The sequence below is a fragment of the Variovorax paradoxus genome (assembly GCF_030815855.1).
Classification (GTDB): Bacteria; Pseudomonadota; Gammaproteobacteria; order Burkholderiales; family Burkholderiaceae_C; genus Variovorax; species Variovorax paradoxus_M.
Genome location: NZ_JAUSXG010000001.1, coordinates 713,597 through 727,487, shown reverse-complemented (window position 1 = coordinate 727,487; position 13,891 = coordinate 713,597). Strand labels below are relative to the sequence as shown.

Sequence of the window (13,891 nt, the reverse complement as noted above, 5' to 3'; positions counted from 1 at the left end):
GCCGCGGCGGGTTCGAACGCGCCGGCGCTTGCGACAAGGGCATGCCGACCGACGAGAAGGTGCGTTCCGGCTCGGCTACAGTCCGAGTCACGTATGAACTCACCCCAACTCCAGCGCGGCGTATTCCTCGCCCTGCTCGCCATCGTCACTGTCGCCTTTCTCTGGGTGCTGATGCCGTTCTTCGGCGCGGTGCTGTGGGGAGTTGCGCTGGCGATTCTCTTCACCCCGCTCTACAAGCGGCTGCTCAAGAAAATGCCCGGCTGGCCCAACGCCGCAGCGCTCTCGACGCTGGCCATCTGCCTCTTCATCGTGATTCTTCCGCTGGCCATGGTCGGGGTGTCGCTGGTGCAGGAGATCGTGCAGGTCACGCAGAGCATCCGGTCGGGGCAGATCAATTTCGCGGCCTACTTCCAGCAGATCCTGAACGCCGTGCCGCAATGGCTGATGAGCATCTTCGAGCGCTTCAACCTCGGCGACATGGAAGCCTGGCAGGCCCGCATTTCGGCCGGCGCCGCGCAGGGCAGCCAGCTCATCGCGGGCCAGGCGCTCACCATCGGCCAGAACACCTTCGACTTCCTCATCAGCTTCTTCGTGATGCTGTACCTGCTGTACTTCCTGGTGCGCGACGGTTCGACGCTGTCGAAGATGATGCGTGAAGCCGTGCCGCTGGCCAAGCCGCACACGCATTACCTGCTCAACAAGTTCACCACCGTGATCCGCGCCACCATCAAGGGCAACGTGGCCGTGGCGATTGCGCAGGGCGCCATCGGCGGACTGGCGTTCTGGCTGCTCGGCGTGCAGGGCGCGCTGCTGTGGGCCGTGCTGATGGCCTTTCTCTCGCTGCTGCCCGCGGTGGGCGCGGCGCTCATCTGGGGGCCCGTGGCCATCTATTACCTTGCCACCGGCCATCTCTGGCAGGGCGGCATCCTGATCTTCGTGGGCGTGTTCGTGATCGGACTGGTCGACAACATCCTGCGCCCGGTGCTGGTGGGCAAGGACACGCAGATGCCCGACTACATCGTGCTGATGTCGACCATCGGCGGCATGGCGATCTTCGGCATCAACGGCTTCGTGATCGGTCCGGTGATCGCGGCGCTGTTCATGGCGGCATGGAGCCTGTTCGTGGAATCGGGCCAGCTGGAAACCGGCCCCGGCGAAGACGGCAAGAGCCGCTGAAGCACGCCGGCGCGCCCATTCAGAGGTGCGCGCGTCCTGCGCTGCCGGCGCGCGTTCGGCGCGCGCATTCCGCATTTCGTCGCATTGCGCTGGCCGGCACACGGCGCCTGCGAGATCGTCGAGGCCTCCAACTTCCAACGAGGTCTCTCCGATGAACTTTCTTTTGCCCCGACCGGGCGTGCGCGCCCTGTGCGCCGCCGCGCTCCTTTCACCGCTGGCCGCGCTCGCGGCCGACTTGAGCCTGAACGTGGCCGGCGGCCCCGCCACCGAAGCCACGCTCTACGTGGCGCTGTACGACAGCGCCGCGGCTTTTGCCGGCGGCAAGTCGCTGGCTGCGCAAACCGTCCCCCTGCGCGCCGGCGCGGCCCAGCTCCGCTTCAACGGCCTGGCGCCCGGCCGCTACGCGCTGCGCGTGTTCGCCGACGAGAACGGCAACGGCAAGCTCGACACCAACCTGGTGGGCATGCCCATCGAGCGCTACGGCTTCTCGAACGACGCCAAGGGCAACCGCGGCGCGCCCGACTTCGAGGCGGCCGCGCTCAACGTCGAGTCTGCCGATCTCCAGACCGCCATTCAGCTGCGCTGAGGCTCGCATGGAACGACGCGAACTCCTGCGCCTGCTCGCGACGGCCGGCGCCCTGCCCCTCCTGCCTGCACTGGCACGCGCCACCAACGGTGCCGACGACTGGCAAACCGAATTCGAAGCCGCCGGCACGCCGTGGAAATCCGGCTTCGCCACGCCGCCCGGCGACTTGCCGCTCACCCGCGCCACCGTGCGCGGGCGCTTTCCCGATGCCGTCGCCGGCACGCTGTTCCGCAACGGCCCGGCGGGGCACGACCTCGGCGGCGAGCGCTATCGCCACTGGTTCGACGGCGACGGCATGGTGTATCGCTTCACGATCGAAGGCACCGACGTGCGGCACCAGGGCCGCTATGTCGCCACACCCAAGCGCGTGGCCGAGCTGCGCGCCGGGCGCCGGCTGGCCGAGGGCTTCGGCACCATGCCGCCGGGCGCCGAGCCGCCGACCTCGCCGGACAGCATCAATGTCGCCAACACCAACGTGCTGCCGATACAGGGCGAGGTGCTGGCGCTGTGGGAAGGTGGCTCGGCCACGCGGCTCGATGCACGCACGCTGGAGACGCTGGGCGTGAAGACCTGGCGCCTCGATCTCGCGGGCATGCCCTTTTCGGCCCACCCCAGAGTGGATCCCGACGGCACGGTGTGGAACTTCGGCGTCAGCGCGGGCCAGAGCATGCTGGCGCTGTACGAAATCGCGCCCGACGGCACTCTGCGCCGCGCCACCGCGATGCCGGTGCCCGATCTGCCGATGATCCACGACTTCGCGGTGACCGAACGGCACCTGGTGTTCCTGATGCCGCCGCTGGTCTACGACAGCAAACGCAAGGAGGCCGGCGCGAGTTTTCTCGATGCGCATGTCTGGCGGCCCGAGCTGCAGATGCGCGTGCTGGTGATCGACAAGCGGAACTGGGAGCGCCGCCAGCTGCTGACGCTGCCGGCCGGTTTTCTGTTCCATGTGGGCAATGCCTGGGAAGAAGACACGCCGGGCGGCACGCTGATCCATATCGACTACGTGCGCTCTGAGAATGCCGATTCGGTGTTCACCACCAACCGCGAGGTGATGCGCGGGCGCTGGGTGAAGCGCGCCGATCCGCACCTGACAGTTGCCACCATGAACCTGCGCACCGGGCGCGCCACACAGAGTGCGCTGGCGCTCGATGCCGAGTTTCCGCGCATCGATCCGCGCCGCGTCGGGTTGCGGCACCGCCATGTGGTCCATGCGACCCAGGGCAGGCCGGACCAGCCCGGCTTCGGTGCCGTCGCGCGCACCAACGTCGAGACCGGCCGCAGCCAGCGCTTTGCCTACGGCAGGCAGGCCATCGTGGAAGAACACATCTTCATTCCGGACGGCGCGAGGCCCGGTTGGGTGCTCGGCACGGTGCTCGACTTCGGCCAGCAGAAAACGCTGCTCTCGTGCTTTGCGGCCGACAATCTGGCGGCCGGCCCGGTGGCGCAGGCCACGTTGCCGTACACACTGCCGCTGGGCCTGCACGGCGCCTTCGTGCCGGCCTGACAGAGAAGATGGTGGGCGCGGTCAGTCGCCCCACCACCCCTCGTCGAACCGCCCCTGCAGGAAAGCCACGAAGCCCGACACCTTGCCCGGTACCAGCTTGGGCGAGGGAAAGACGGCGTGGATCTCCTGCTCGGGCAGCTTGTGGTCGCCGAGCACTTCGAGCACCTTGCCCGAGGCCAGCGACTCGCTCGCCACGTAGCGCGGCATGAGCGCAATGCCGAGGCCGTCGCGTGCCGCGGCCAACACGGCGGAAAGGTTGTTGGAGCGGAAGCGGCCCGAGACGGGCACCGTCACCGGATCGCCCTTGGGCGTGTGCATGCGCCAGAACTCGTCGCCCACCACGCTGCTGTAGATGAGCGCCACATGCGCGCTCAGGTCCTGCGCGCGCTTGGGCGTGCCGTGCTTCTTCAGGTAGCCCGGCGCTGCAACCATGGCCCAGGGATTGGTGCCCAGATAGCGCGCCCCCAGCGATGAATCGGCCAGCTTGCCCATGCGGATGGCCACGTCGATGCCCTGCGCGATCAGGTCGACGTAGCGGTCCTCGAAGCTCAGGTCGAGCTGCACCTGCGGATGCCGCCGCATGTACTCGAGCGCCAGCGGCACCACCACGCGGCGGCCGAAGGCCACCGAGGTGCCGATGCGCAGCAAGCCCTGCGCCTGGTTCTGGCGCAGCTGCACGATGCTGTCGGCCTCCGCGGCCTCGCGCACGATGCTCTTGCACTTCTCGTAGTAGAGCGCGCCCGGTTCGGTCAGGCTCACGCCGCGCGTGTTGCGGTTGAGCAGCCGCACCTTCAGGCGCGCCTCCGTGGCCGCCACCTGCTTGGTCACGGTGGGCTGGGTGGTGTGGAACTCGAGCGCCGCCTTCGAGAAGCTGCCGGTCTCGACCACGCGCACGAACATTTCCATTGCCAACAGTCTGTCCATGGGCCGATGGTAATCACTTATTCCAGCGCGGAATAGGTTTTATGGTTCCCAGCCATCTTCTTCGAATGACCTCCGCTTCCTACAGTGGACGTCACTTAATGGAGACAGTCCCATGGCAAAAATGAAAGCGGTCCAGGCCGCCGTGCTGGTGATGGAAAAAGAAGGCGTGACGCAGGCCTTCGGCGTGCCCGGCGCGGCCATCAACCCGATGTATTCCGCGCTGCGCCAGCGCGGCAGCATCGGCCACATCCTCGCGCGCCACGTCGAGGGCGCGTCGCACATGGCCGAGGGCTACACGCGCGCGGTGGCCGGCAACATCGGCGTGTGCATCGGCACCTCGGGGCCCGCGGGCACCGACATGATCACGGGCCTGTATTCGGCCTGGGCCGATTCGATTCCCATCCTCTGCATCACCGGCCAGGCGCCGCGCGCGCGGCTCTACAAGGAAGACTTCCAGGCGGTCGACATCGAGTCGATCTCCAAGCCGGTCACCAAATGGTCGGTCACGGTGCGCGAGCCCGGCCAGGTGCCGCAAGTCTTTCAGCAGGCCTTCCACCTGATGCGCTCGGGCCGCCCGGGCCCGGTGCTGATCGACCTGCCCTTCGACGTGCAGATGGCCGAGATCGAGTTCGACATCGACAGCTACGAGCCGCTCACCCCCTACAAGCCGGCTGCCACGCGGGCCCAGATCGAGAAGGCCGTCGGCATGCTCAATGCGGCCGAGCGCCCGCTGATCGTGGCCGGCGGCGGCGTCATCAACGCCGATGCCTCCGACCTGCTCGTGCGCTTTGCCGAGGCGACCGGCGTACCGGTGATTCCCACGCTGATGGGCTGGGGGTCGATTCCCGACGACCATCCGCTGATGGCCGGCATGTGCGGCCTGCAGACCAGCCACCGCTATGGCAACGCGACCATGCTCGCGAGCGACTTCGTGCTCGGCATCGGCAACCGCTGGGCCAACCGGCACACGGGCTCGGTCGATGTCTACACCAAGGGCCGCACCTTCGTGCACGTGGACATCGAGCCCACGCAGATCGGCCGCGTGTTCACGCCCGACTTCGGCATCGTGTCGGACGCCAAGGCGGCGCTCGAACAGTTCGTCGCCGTGGCCGAGGAGATGAAGGCTGCCGGCAAGCTCACAGACCGCCGCACTTGGGCCAGGTCGTGCATCGAGCGCAAGAAGACCATGCTGCGCAAGACCAACTTCGACGAAGTGCCGATGAAGCCGCAGCGCGTGTACCAGTGCATGAACAACAACTTCAGCAACGACACCTGCTACGTGAGCACCATCGGGCTTTCGCAGATCGCGGCCGCGCAGTTTTTGCACGTGTACAACCCGCGCCACTGGATCAACTGCGGCCAGGCAGGCCCGCTGGGCTGGACCATTCCGGCTGCGCTGGGCGTGCGCGCCGCCGACCCGTCGCGCAAGATCGTCGCGCTTTCGGGCGACTACGACTTCCAGTTCATGATCGAAGAGTTGGCCGTGGGCGCGCAGTTCAAGCTGCCGTACATCCACATCGTGGTCAACAACTCGTACCTGGGCCTCATCCGCCAGGCGCAGCGCGGCTTCGAGATGGACTACTGCGTGCAGCTCGCGTTCGACAACATCAACGCGGGGCCCGATGCGGGCATCGAGAGCAGCTACGGCGTGGACCACCTGAAAGTGGTCGAAGGCCTGGGCTGCAAGGCGATCCGCGTGAACAGGCAGGAAGAAATCGCGCCGGCCATCCAACGCGCCGAGGCACTGATGGCCGAGTTCAGCGTGCCGGTCGTCATCGAGGTGATGCTCGAGCGCGTGACCAACATCGCGATGGGCACCGAGATCGACAACATCACCGAGTTCGAGCCGCTGGCCGAACACCCGGCCGATGCGCCTACCGCCGTCGCGGCCGAGATGCTGGACTGAACGAAGAGACACAAAGATGCCCAAGTTCGCAGCCAACCTCACGATGCTCTTCACCGAGCTGCCATTCATGCAACGCTTCGAGGCCGCCGCCAAGGCCGGCTTCGAGGCCGTGGAATACCTGTTCCCCTACCCCTTCGAAAAGAAGGAGCTCACCGCGGCTCTGCGCGCCAACGGTTTGCAGCAGGTGCTGCACAACCTGCCGGCCGGCGACTGGGACAAGGGCGAGCGCGGCATCGCCTGCCACCCGGACCGCACGGGCGAGTTCCGCGAAGGCATTGCCATGGCCATCGACTACGCCACGGCGCTGGGCTGCCCGCAGCTCAACTGCCTGGTCGGCAAGGTGCCGGCCGGCGTGAGCACCGAGACCGCGCACAAGACGGTGGTCGAGAACCTGCGCCTTGCCTCCCGCGAACTCGAAGCGGCCGGCCTGCGGTTCTTGATCGAGCCGATCAACACCTTCGACATTCCGGGCTTCTTCCTCACGCGCACCGACCAAGCGCTGGCGCTGATCGACGAAGTGGGCTCTCCCAACCTGAAGGTGCAGTACGACATCTACCACGCGCAGCGCATGGAGGGCGAACTCGGCAACACGCTGTCGAAGCACCTCGCGCGCATCGGCCACATCCAGCTGGCCGACAACCCCGGGCGCGGCGAGCCGGGCACGGGCGAAATCAACTACCCGTGGCTCTTCAAGCACATCGATGCGATTGGCTACGACGGCTGGATCGGCTGCGAATACAAGCCGCGCACCGACACCGTCGATGGTCTGGGTTGGCGCCAAGCCCTGACCCAGCAGAAGTGAACCCAGACAACAGCATCCAAGGAAACTGAAGACATGTCGCAATCTCAAAAAATCGGATTCATCGGCCTCGGCATCATGGGCGCGCCCATGGCGGGCCACCTGCTCGACGCGGGACACCAGCTGTACGTGAACACCCAGGGCAACACGCCCGAGCCCTTCATCTCGAAGGCCACCATCTGCGCCTCGGCGGCCGAGGTGGCACGCCAGGCCGACATCATCTTCATCATGGTGCCCGACACGCCCGACGTGGAGAAAGTGCTGTTCGGCGAGCCGGGCACGCTGGGCGTGGCCGAAGGCCTGAAGGATTCGCGCGGCAAGATCGTGGTCGACTGCAGCTCCATCGATCCGATTGCCACCAAGGGCTTCGCCAAACGCATCATCGCGCTCGGCTGCGGCTACATCGACGCGCCGGTCTCGGGCGGCGAGGTGGGCGCCAAGGCCGCGAGCCTCACCATCATGTGCGGCGGCGACGAAGGCACGTTCGGCCGCGTGCGTCCGCTGCTCGAGAAGATGGGCAAGAACGTCACGCTGGTGGGCAACGTGGGCGACGGCCAGGTCTGCAAGGTGGCCAACCAGATCATCGTGGCGCTGAACATCGCGGCGGTGGGCGAGGCGCTGCTGTTCGCCTCCAAGGCGGGCGCCGATCCGGCCAAGGTGCGCCAGGCGCTGATGGGCGGCTTCGCGAGTTCGCGCATTCTCGAGGTGCACGGCGAACGCATGATCAAGCGCACCTTCGCGCCGGGCTTCCGCATCTCGCTGCACCAGAAGGACCTGAACCTCGCGCTGCAGAGCGCAAGGGCGCTGGGTGTGGCCCTGCCGCAGACGGCGGGCGCGGCGCAGCTGATGAACGCCTGCGCGGCGCTGGGCCACGGCCAGCAGGACCACTCGGCACTGGTGCGCGCGCTCGAAGCACTGGCGCAGCACACGGTCACGCCGGACTGAGCCTGCGGCTCAGGTCTTTGCTGCTTCCAGGGACTCTTTCAGGTTGCGCCGGCGCCATGCCCAGGTCTTCACGGCCTGCGGCAGGATGCCGATGCACGAGACGTAGTAGGTCACCTTGAAGCCCCAGAAGCGCGGGCCGATGGGCGTGTCGCGGAACAGGTCGCCAGCCAGTATGGACAAGAGCGCCTCCTGCATGCGCCAGATGTTGCGCGGCGCCATGAAGAGCCGGCGAATGGCCGGCGAGGTGATGCGGTAGATGAACCACGAGAACATCTTCGGCCCGTGCTTCATGATCTTCTCGTAGCGGCGGAAAGCCTTCTCGGCTTCCTTCGCCTCGCCCTTGAGCCAGTGATCGGCCGCCGTGGCGGCTTCGAAGCCGCTGTTCATCGCCAGGTACACGCCCGAGGAGAACATCGGGTCGACGAAGGCATAGGCGTCGCCGACCATCATGAAGCGGTCGCCGCGGCAGAACTTGGAGTCGTAGGCGTAGTTGCCGGTGGTGGTGGCGCCCTCCATCAACGTGGCGTTCTTCAGGCGCGCGGCCAGCTTGGGCGCGAGCGCGATGGTTTCCATGAGGAACCCTTCGAGCGACTTGCCCTGGCGGCGCTTGAAGTAGGCGGGCGAGGCCACGGCGCCCACGCTCACGGTGCCGTCCTTCAGCGGGATGTACCAGAACCAGCCGTGGTCGAACCAGAAGAGCGAAATGTTGCCCTCGAAGCGGCCCGGCCGGCGCTCGGCATTGGCGAAGTGGCCGTACAGCGCCGCGCTCGCGTGCTTGCGGTTGCGCTGCTTGGCGTCGAACTGGTTCGACAGCAGCGTGTCGCGCCCGCTGGCATCGATCACGAAGCGCGGGCGCCAGCTGGTCTCGGTGCCGTCGTCGGCCTTCACCTTCACCAGCGGGCGGTTGTCGGGGCTGCCCTTGCCGGCCTCCATGTCGACACCGGTGACGCGCTGGCCTTCGAAGGTGCGCGCGCCGCGCTTGCCGGCGTGGCGGAACAGCAGTTCGTCGAATTCGGAGCGGCGCACATGCACCGCGTACGGAAAGCTCTTGTCCATCGCTTCGCCGAAATCGAAGTGGCTCGTGTGGTCGTGCCACGGCGAGACGAACTCGGCGCCGTGCTTCTTGATGCCGATGGCCTCGACCTCGGTGCGCACGCCCAACCGGTCGAACAGCGGCATGTTCATCGGCAGCAACGATTCGCCGATGTGAAAGCGCGGATGCTGCGCCTTCTCGATCAGCACCACGTCGTGGCCCTTGTCCGCGAGCAGCGCCGCCACGGTGGAGCCCGAAGGCCCGCCGCCGATGACCACGACGTCGGGGTCGTTGGTGGTGAAAGCTCCGGGTGTCATGCGCTGCCCCTCTTTGTTGTCTTTGTGTGTCTTGATTGACGATGACCGGCCGCCTTGGCTGCACGGCTCTGCATTGCCTTGTTTAACCTTGGTTGCCCTTGGCCAACACTTTCGGAGTTTAGCGAACCGGCGCTTCGGTTCCGCGCAAGCTATGGGTTCAGGCGTTTTCGGCATTTCCCCTTTGGGAACGAGCCATGCTTTTGCGGTAGCCTCATTGCCCGTCAGAAACAAGGAGACATTTCATGGCTGCACCCCTCTCCCCCGCAGAAGAAGCTCTTCGCGAAGCAGCGCGCGAATACCACCGCTCGCCCGTCAGAGGCAAGATCTCGATCACGCCGACCAAGCCGCTCCTGAACCAGCGCGACCTGTCGCTGGCCTATTCGCCCGGCGTGGCCTACCCCTGCCTCGACATTGCCGCGGACCCGTCGCTGGCGGCCGACTTCACTGCGCGCGGCAACCTGGTGGGCGTTGTCACCAACGGCACGGCGGTGCTGGGCCTGGGCAACATCGGCCCGCTGGCGGCCAAGCCGGTGATGGAAGGCAAAGGCTGCCTGTTCAAGAAATTCGCCGGCATCGACGTGTTCGACATCGAACTGGCCGAGAACGACCCCGACAAGCTGGTCGACATCATCGCGGCGCTGGAGCCCACGCTGGGCGGCATCAACCTCGAGGACATCAAGGCGCCCGAGTGCTTCTACATCGAGAGGAAGCTGCGCGAGCGCATGAACATTCCGGTGTTCCACGACGACCAGCACGGCACGGCCATCATCTCGGCCGCGGCGCTGCTCAACGGACTCGAACTCGTCGGCAAGAAGATCGAAGAAGTGAAGATCGCCGTCTCGGGCGCCGGCGCGGCCGCCATCGCCTGCCTCGACGTGATGGTGGGCCTGGGCGCCAAGCCGGCCAACATCTACGCCTGCGATTCCAAGGGCCTGATCTACATGGGCCGCGGAGGCGGCTTCGACGAGTCCAAGGCGCGCTATGCCCAGCAAGACACCGGCGCCCGCACCCTGGCCGACGTGGTGAAGGACGCCGATGTGTTCCTCGGCTGCTCGGCCCCCGGCGTGATGAGCGCCGAGATGGTCAAGACCATGGGCACGCAGCCCATCATCCTGGCGCTGGCCAACCCCGAGCCCGAGATCCGGCCCGAGCTCGCCAAGGCGGTGCGGCCCGACTGCATCATTGCCACCGGCCGCTCGGACTACCCGAACCAGGTCAACAACGTGCTGTGTTTCCCGTACATCTTCCGCGGCGCGCTCGACTGCGGCGCCAGCAAGATCACGGAAGAAATGAAGCTGGCCTGCGTGCGCGAGATCGCCGAGCTCACCAAGGCCGACATCAGCGAAGAGGTGGCCACCGCCTATGCCGGGCAGGAACTGTCGTTCGGGCCCGACTACATCATTCCCAAGCCCTTCGATTCGCGGCTCATCCTGCGCATTGCGCCGGCGGTGGCCAAGGCTGCGCACGCCTCCGGCGTGGCCGCGCGACCCATCGAGGACATGGATGCCTACCGCCAGCACCTGACGCGCTTCGTCTACCAGACCGGCATGTTCATGCGCCCGGTGTTCAGCGCCGCCAAGATCGCCGCCGCCAAGCGCGTGGCCTATGCCGAGGGCGAAGACGAACGCGTGCTGCGCGCGGCGCAACTGGCCGTGGACGAAGGCCTCGCCCAACCCATTCTGGTGGGGCGCCCCGCGGTGATCGAGGCGCGCATCAAGAAGGCCGGGCTGCACATCCGCATCGGCACCGACGTGGAAATCGTCGACCCTGAAGACGATCCGCGCTTTCGCATCTACTGGGAGAGCTTTCACAGGATCATGGGCCGCCGCGGCGTGACGCCCGAGGCCGCCAAGACCATGGTGCGCCGCTCCAACACCATCATCGCCGCGCTGATGCTGCATCTGGGCGATGCCGACGCCATGATCTGCGGGCTGGTCGGGCGCTTCGACGTGCACCTGGAGCACATCCGCAGCCTCATCGGCTTGAAGGCCGGCGCGCCGGGCTTCGCCACGCTGAACGCGCTCACGCTCGAGAAGCGCACGGTGTTCATTACCGACACCAACGTGAACGAAGACCCGAGCGCCGAGCTGCTGGCCAGCATTGCCGTCATGGCGGCCGAAGAGGTGCGCCGCTTCGGGCTGCCGCCGAAGGTGGCCTTTCTTTCGCACTCGAACTACGGCACCTCGAGCCGAGGCTCGGCGCGCAAGATGCGGCTCGCGCGCGACCTGTTCGCCCACATGGCGCCCGACATCGAATGCGACGGCGAAATGCACGGCGACTCGGCGCTGTCGGAAGAAGTGCGCCGCACCGCGCTGCCCGAGACCACGCTCACCGGCGAAGCCAACCTGCTGGTGTGCCCCAACCTCGACTCGGCCCACATCCTCTACAACGTGTTGAAGATGACCGGCGCCAACGGCATCACGGTCGGGCCGATCCTGCTGGGCGCCTCGGGGTCGGCGCATGTGCTCACGCCTTCATCGACCGTGCGGCGCGTCGTCAACATGACGGCGCTGGCGGTGGCGAATGCGACGACGGCGCTGAAGTAGCCTCGTCGCCTTCCCTGAACCGACGCCTCGCTGCAGCACGCAGCGGGGCGTTTTTCATTGCGGGACGGTCGGTGCATGCACCGTTTTCGCCCGCCCATCATTTTTTTCGCTGGCATGCAATCTGCTAATACCCTGAGCGGATATTTTAAATATCTTATTAATATATTTACGCAACACCAGCCGATCCGACTCTTCGCCAACTCCTCGACTTCAGAAGCACTCCACCGCTTCCCTTCTCACCATGGACAGACACGCTTTGGAACGCGGGGGCTTCTCCCGCCGGGTGCTCGATGCATCGGACTTCGTGCTGCGCTGCGAGCGCCGCCTCCTTTCCGGCCTGATGGGCCTGCTCATCGCATTGGTGCTGCTGAACGTGGTCACGCGCTACAGCGGCGTGCCGCTCTACTGGGTCGACGAGGCCTCGGTGTACTGCGTGGTGTGGCTCACCTTCATCGGCGCTTCGGCGATGACGCGGCTGCGGCTCGACTTTGCCGTAACGCTGCTCACCGACAAGCTCGGCGAAAAAGCCGCGCGCATCGCCAAGGCCAGTGCCTCGGGCGGCGTGCTGCTGCTGGGCTTTGCGCTGCTGGCGATGTGCTGGCTCTACATGGACCCGGTCGGCATCGTGCGCTATGGCTTCGACGCCAAGGAATACGCGGCCGAGTCGTTCAACTTTCTTTATACCGAGCGCACGCAGACGCTGAACTGGCCAACCTGGGCCATTCAGCTCATTCTGCCGATCTTCTCGGCCACGCTGAGCCTGCATGCGCTGGCCAACCTCATCGAAGACCTCGGTCTGCAGCCCAAGCGCACGCACACCGAGTTCCATGTGACCAACGCAGACGCGGTGAACTGACATGCTGACCTCCGCATTCTTCCTTTTGATCATGCTGGTCGGCGTGCCGATCGGCGCCTGCCTGTGCCTTGCGGGCATTTTCTACATCCTCAACTCCGGCGACACGGTGCTGTTCCAGTCGTTTCCGGTGCAGATGTTCGGCGGCGTCGACAGCTACAGCCTCATCGCGATCCCGCTGTTCATCCTGATCGGCGAAATCATGAACGGCGGCGGCATCACCAAGCGCCTGGTCGACCTGGCGCTGGCCTTCATCGGGTCGGTGAAGGGCGGCCTTGCCTACGTGAACATCCTGGCCAACATGCTGGTGTCGTCGATCATCGGCTCGGCCACCGCGCAGGTGGCGATCATGAGCCAGATCATGGTGCCCGAGATGGAGAAGCAGGGCTACGACAAGACCTTCGCGGCCGGCATCACGGTGTACGGCGGCATGCTCGGACCGATCATTCCGCCCTCTGTGATGTTCGTGGTGTACAGCGTGCTCGCGCAGGTGGCGGTGGGCGACATGCTCATCGCCGGCATCATTCCCGGCGTGATTCTCACGGTGCTGTTCTTCATCGTGATTGCCTGCATGGGGCTGATCTACAACTACCCGCGCACCGAGAAGCGCACCATCAAACAGCGCCTGCACACGATGCTCACGGCCTGCCCCACGCTGCTGATTCCGATCGTGATCGTCGGCTCGATTCTCGGCGGCATCGCCAACCCGACCGAATCGGCGGCGGTGGGCGCGGTGGCCGCGGTGCTGATCGGGCGCTACGTCACCAAGGAATTCCGCTTCGCGATGATTCCGCAGATCCTGCTCAAGTCGGCGATCTACTCGGCCGTGGTGCTGTTCCTGGTGGCAGCCGCCGCGGTGTTCTCATGGCTCCTGATCTACGGCAAGGTGCCGCAGGCCACGGCGGCCTGGATCCAGACCGTGGCGAAAGACCCGATCGCATTCCTGCTGCTGGTGAACCTGATCCTGCTGGTGATCGGCACGGTGATCGACGGCATTCCGGGGCTGATCATGACCGTGCCGATCCTGCTGCCCATTGCCACGGAGATCTACGGCATCGACCCGCGCCACTTCGGCGTGGTGGTGGTGATCAACCTCGTGCTCGGGCTGATGACGCCGCCCGTGGGTCTGAGCTTTTTCGTGGCTTCCGCCGTGACCGGCGCCAAGCCGGGAAAGATGTTCATCGTGACCTTGCCGTTCTTCCTGATCTGCTGCGCCGCGCTGGTGCTGCTCTCGCTCTTTCCGAGTCTGTCGCTGGCCTTGCTCAAGTAGATCGGGCAAGCGTCCCCTTTTCCTTTCAC

At 66.0% G+C, this 13,891-nt stretch carries 11 protein-coding genes; 9 read left to right on the top strand and 2 right to left on the bottom strand.

Annotation, left to right across the window (positions count from 1 at the left end):
* Window positions 1-93 precede the first annotated feature (93 nt).
* The 3 genes from QFZ42_RS03520 (at window position 94) to QFZ42_RS03510 (ending at window position 3,269) form a co-directional block, all read left to right on the top strand.
* Window positions 94-1,176, top strand: coding sequence for an AI-2E family transporter (locus QFZ42_RS03520; RefSeq protein WP_307699620.1), 1,083 nt, complete (start codon window positions 94-96; stop codon window positions 1,174-1,176).
* A gap of 151 nt (window positions 1,177-1,327) precedes the next feature.
* A complete protein-coding gene (locus QFZ42_RS03515; protein ID WP_307699619.1) occupies window positions 1,328-1,762 on the top strand; it encodes a DUF2141 domain-containing protein in 435 nt (144 codons plus the stop codon).
* Window positions 1,763-1,769: 7 nt separating this feature from the next.
* Window positions 1,770-3,269, top strand: coding sequence for a carotenoid oxygenase family protein (locus QFZ42_RS03510; protein ID WP_307699618.1), 1,500 nt, complete (start codon window positions 1,770-1,772; stop codon window positions 3,267-3,269).
* Window positions 3,270-3,290: 21 nt separating this feature from the next.
* On the opposite strand, the gene QFZ42_RS03505 is transcribed toward QFZ42_RS03510, so the two are convergent.
* Window positions 3,291-4,193, bottom strand: a complete 903-nt coding sequence (locus QFZ42_RS03505) for a LysR family transcriptional regulator (RefSeq protein ID WP_307699617.1) — start codon at window positions 4,191-4,193, stop codon at window positions 3,291-3,293.
* A 112-nt stretch (window positions 4,194-4,305) separates the two neighbouring features.
* Here QFZ42_RS03505 and gcl point away from each other — a divergent pair, with 112 nt between their 5' ends.
* Genes gcl through QFZ42_RS03490 form a run of 3 tightly spaced genes read left to right on the top strand, consistent with a single transcriptional unit; the run spans window position 4,306 to window position 7,843 of the window.
* Window positions 4,306-6,099, top strand: a complete 1,794-nt coding sequence (gene gcl, locus QFZ42_RS03500; protein ID WP_307699616.1) for a glyoxylate carboligase — start codon at window positions 4,306-4,308, stop codon at window positions 6,097-6,099.
* A gap of 16 nt (window positions 6,100-6,115) precedes the next feature.
* A complete protein-coding gene (gene hyi, locus QFZ42_RS03495; protein WP_307699615.1) occupies window positions 6,116-6,901 on the top strand; it encodes a hydroxypyruvate isomerase in 786 nt (261 codons plus the stop codon).
* Between the two features lie 33 nt (window positions 6,902-6,934).
* On the top strand, window positions 6,935-7,843 hold the full coding sequence (locus tag QFZ42_RS03490) for a 2-hydroxy-3-oxopropionate reductase (RefSeq protein ID WP_307699614.1): 909 nt from the start codon (window positions 6,935-6,937) through the stop codon (window positions 7,841-7,843).
* 9 nt (window positions 7,844-7,852) lie between these two features.
* Here QFZ42_RS03490 and QFZ42_RS03485 read toward each other — a convergent pair whose 3' ends face one another.
* Window positions 7,853-9,193, bottom strand: coding sequence for an NAD(P)/FAD-dependent oxidoreductase (locus tag QFZ42_RS03485; protein WP_307699613.1), 1,341 nt, complete (start codon window positions 9,191-9,193; stop codon window positions 7,853-7,855).
* Window positions 9,194-9,435: 242 nt separating this feature from the next.
* Between QFZ42_RS03485 and QFZ42_RS03480 the strand changes: the two genes are divergently transcribed.
* The 3 genes from QFZ42_RS03480 to QFZ42_RS03470 all read left to right on the top strand — a co-directional run bounded on the left by QFZ42_RS03480 (window position 9,436) and on the right by QFZ42_RS03470 (window position 13,862).
* Window positions 9,436-11,739, top strand: a complete 2,304-nt coding sequence (locus tag QFZ42_RS03480; protein WP_307699612.1) for an NADP-dependent malic enzyme — start codon at window positions 9,436-9,438, stop codon at window positions 11,737-11,739.
* A 241-nt stretch (window positions 11,740-11,980) separates the two neighbouring features.
* Complete coding sequence (locus QFZ42_RS03475; protein WP_307699611.1) at window positions 11,981-12,595, top strand: TRAP transporter small permease; 615 nt, start codon at window positions 11,981-11,983, stop codon at window positions 12,593-12,595.
* Between the two features lies 1 nt (window position 12,596).
* Window positions 12,597-13,862 (top strand): TRAP transporter large permease, encoded by a 1,266-nt coding sequence (locus tag QFZ42_RS03470; protein WP_307699610.1) that lies wholly within the window; start codon window positions 12,597-12,599, stop codon window positions 13,860-13,862.
* The last annotated feature ends 29 nt before the right edge of the window (window positions 13,863-13,891 follow it).

Excerpts from the sequence above, each read along its gene's own strand:
- QFZ42_RS03520 (WP_307699620.1), top strand. The coding sequence starts at position 94 with ATGAACTCACCCCAACTCCAGCGCGGCGTATTCCTCGCCCTGCTCGCC.
- QFZ42_RS03515 (WP_307699619.1), top strand. The coding sequence starts at position 1,328 with ATGAACTTTCTTTTGCCCCGACCGGGCGTGCGCGCCCTGTGCGCCGCC.
- QFZ42_RS03510 (WP_307699618.1), top strand. The coding sequence starts at position 1,770 with ATGGAACGACGCGAACTCCTGCGCCTGCTCGCGACGGCCGGCGCCCTG.
- QFZ42_RS03505 (WP_307699617.1), bottom strand. The coding sequence starts at position 4,193 with ATGGACAGACTGTTGGCAATGGAAATGTTCGTGCGCGTGGTCGAGACC.
- gcl (WP_307699616.1), top strand. The coding sequence starts at position 4,306 with ATGGCAAAAATGAAAGCGGTCCAGGCCGCCGTGCTGGTGATGGAAAAA.
- hyi (WP_307699615.1), top strand. The coding sequence starts at position 6,116 with ATGCCCAAGTTCGCAGCCAACCTCACGATGCTCTTCACCGAGCTGCCA.
- QFZ42_RS03490 (WP_307699614.1), top strand. The coding sequence starts at position 6,935 with ATGTCGCAATCTCAAAAAATCGGATTCATCGGCCTCGGCATCATGGGC.
- QFZ42_RS03485 (WP_307699613.1), bottom strand. The coding sequence starts at position 9,193 with ATGACACCCGGAGCTTTCACCACCAACGACCCCGACGTCGTGGTCATC.
- QFZ42_RS03480 (WP_307699612.1), top strand. The coding sequence starts at position 9,436 with ATGGCTGCACCCCTCTCCCCCGCAGAAGAAGCTCTTCGCGAAGCAGCG.
- QFZ42_RS03475 (WP_307699611.1), top strand. The coding sequence starts at position 11,981 with ATGGACAGACACGCTTTGGAACGCGGGGGCTTCTCCCGCCGGGTGCTC.
- QFZ42_RS03470 (WP_307699610.1), top strand. The coding sequence starts at position 12,597 with ATGCTGACCTCCGCATTCTTCCTTTTGATCATGCTGGTCGGCGTGCCG.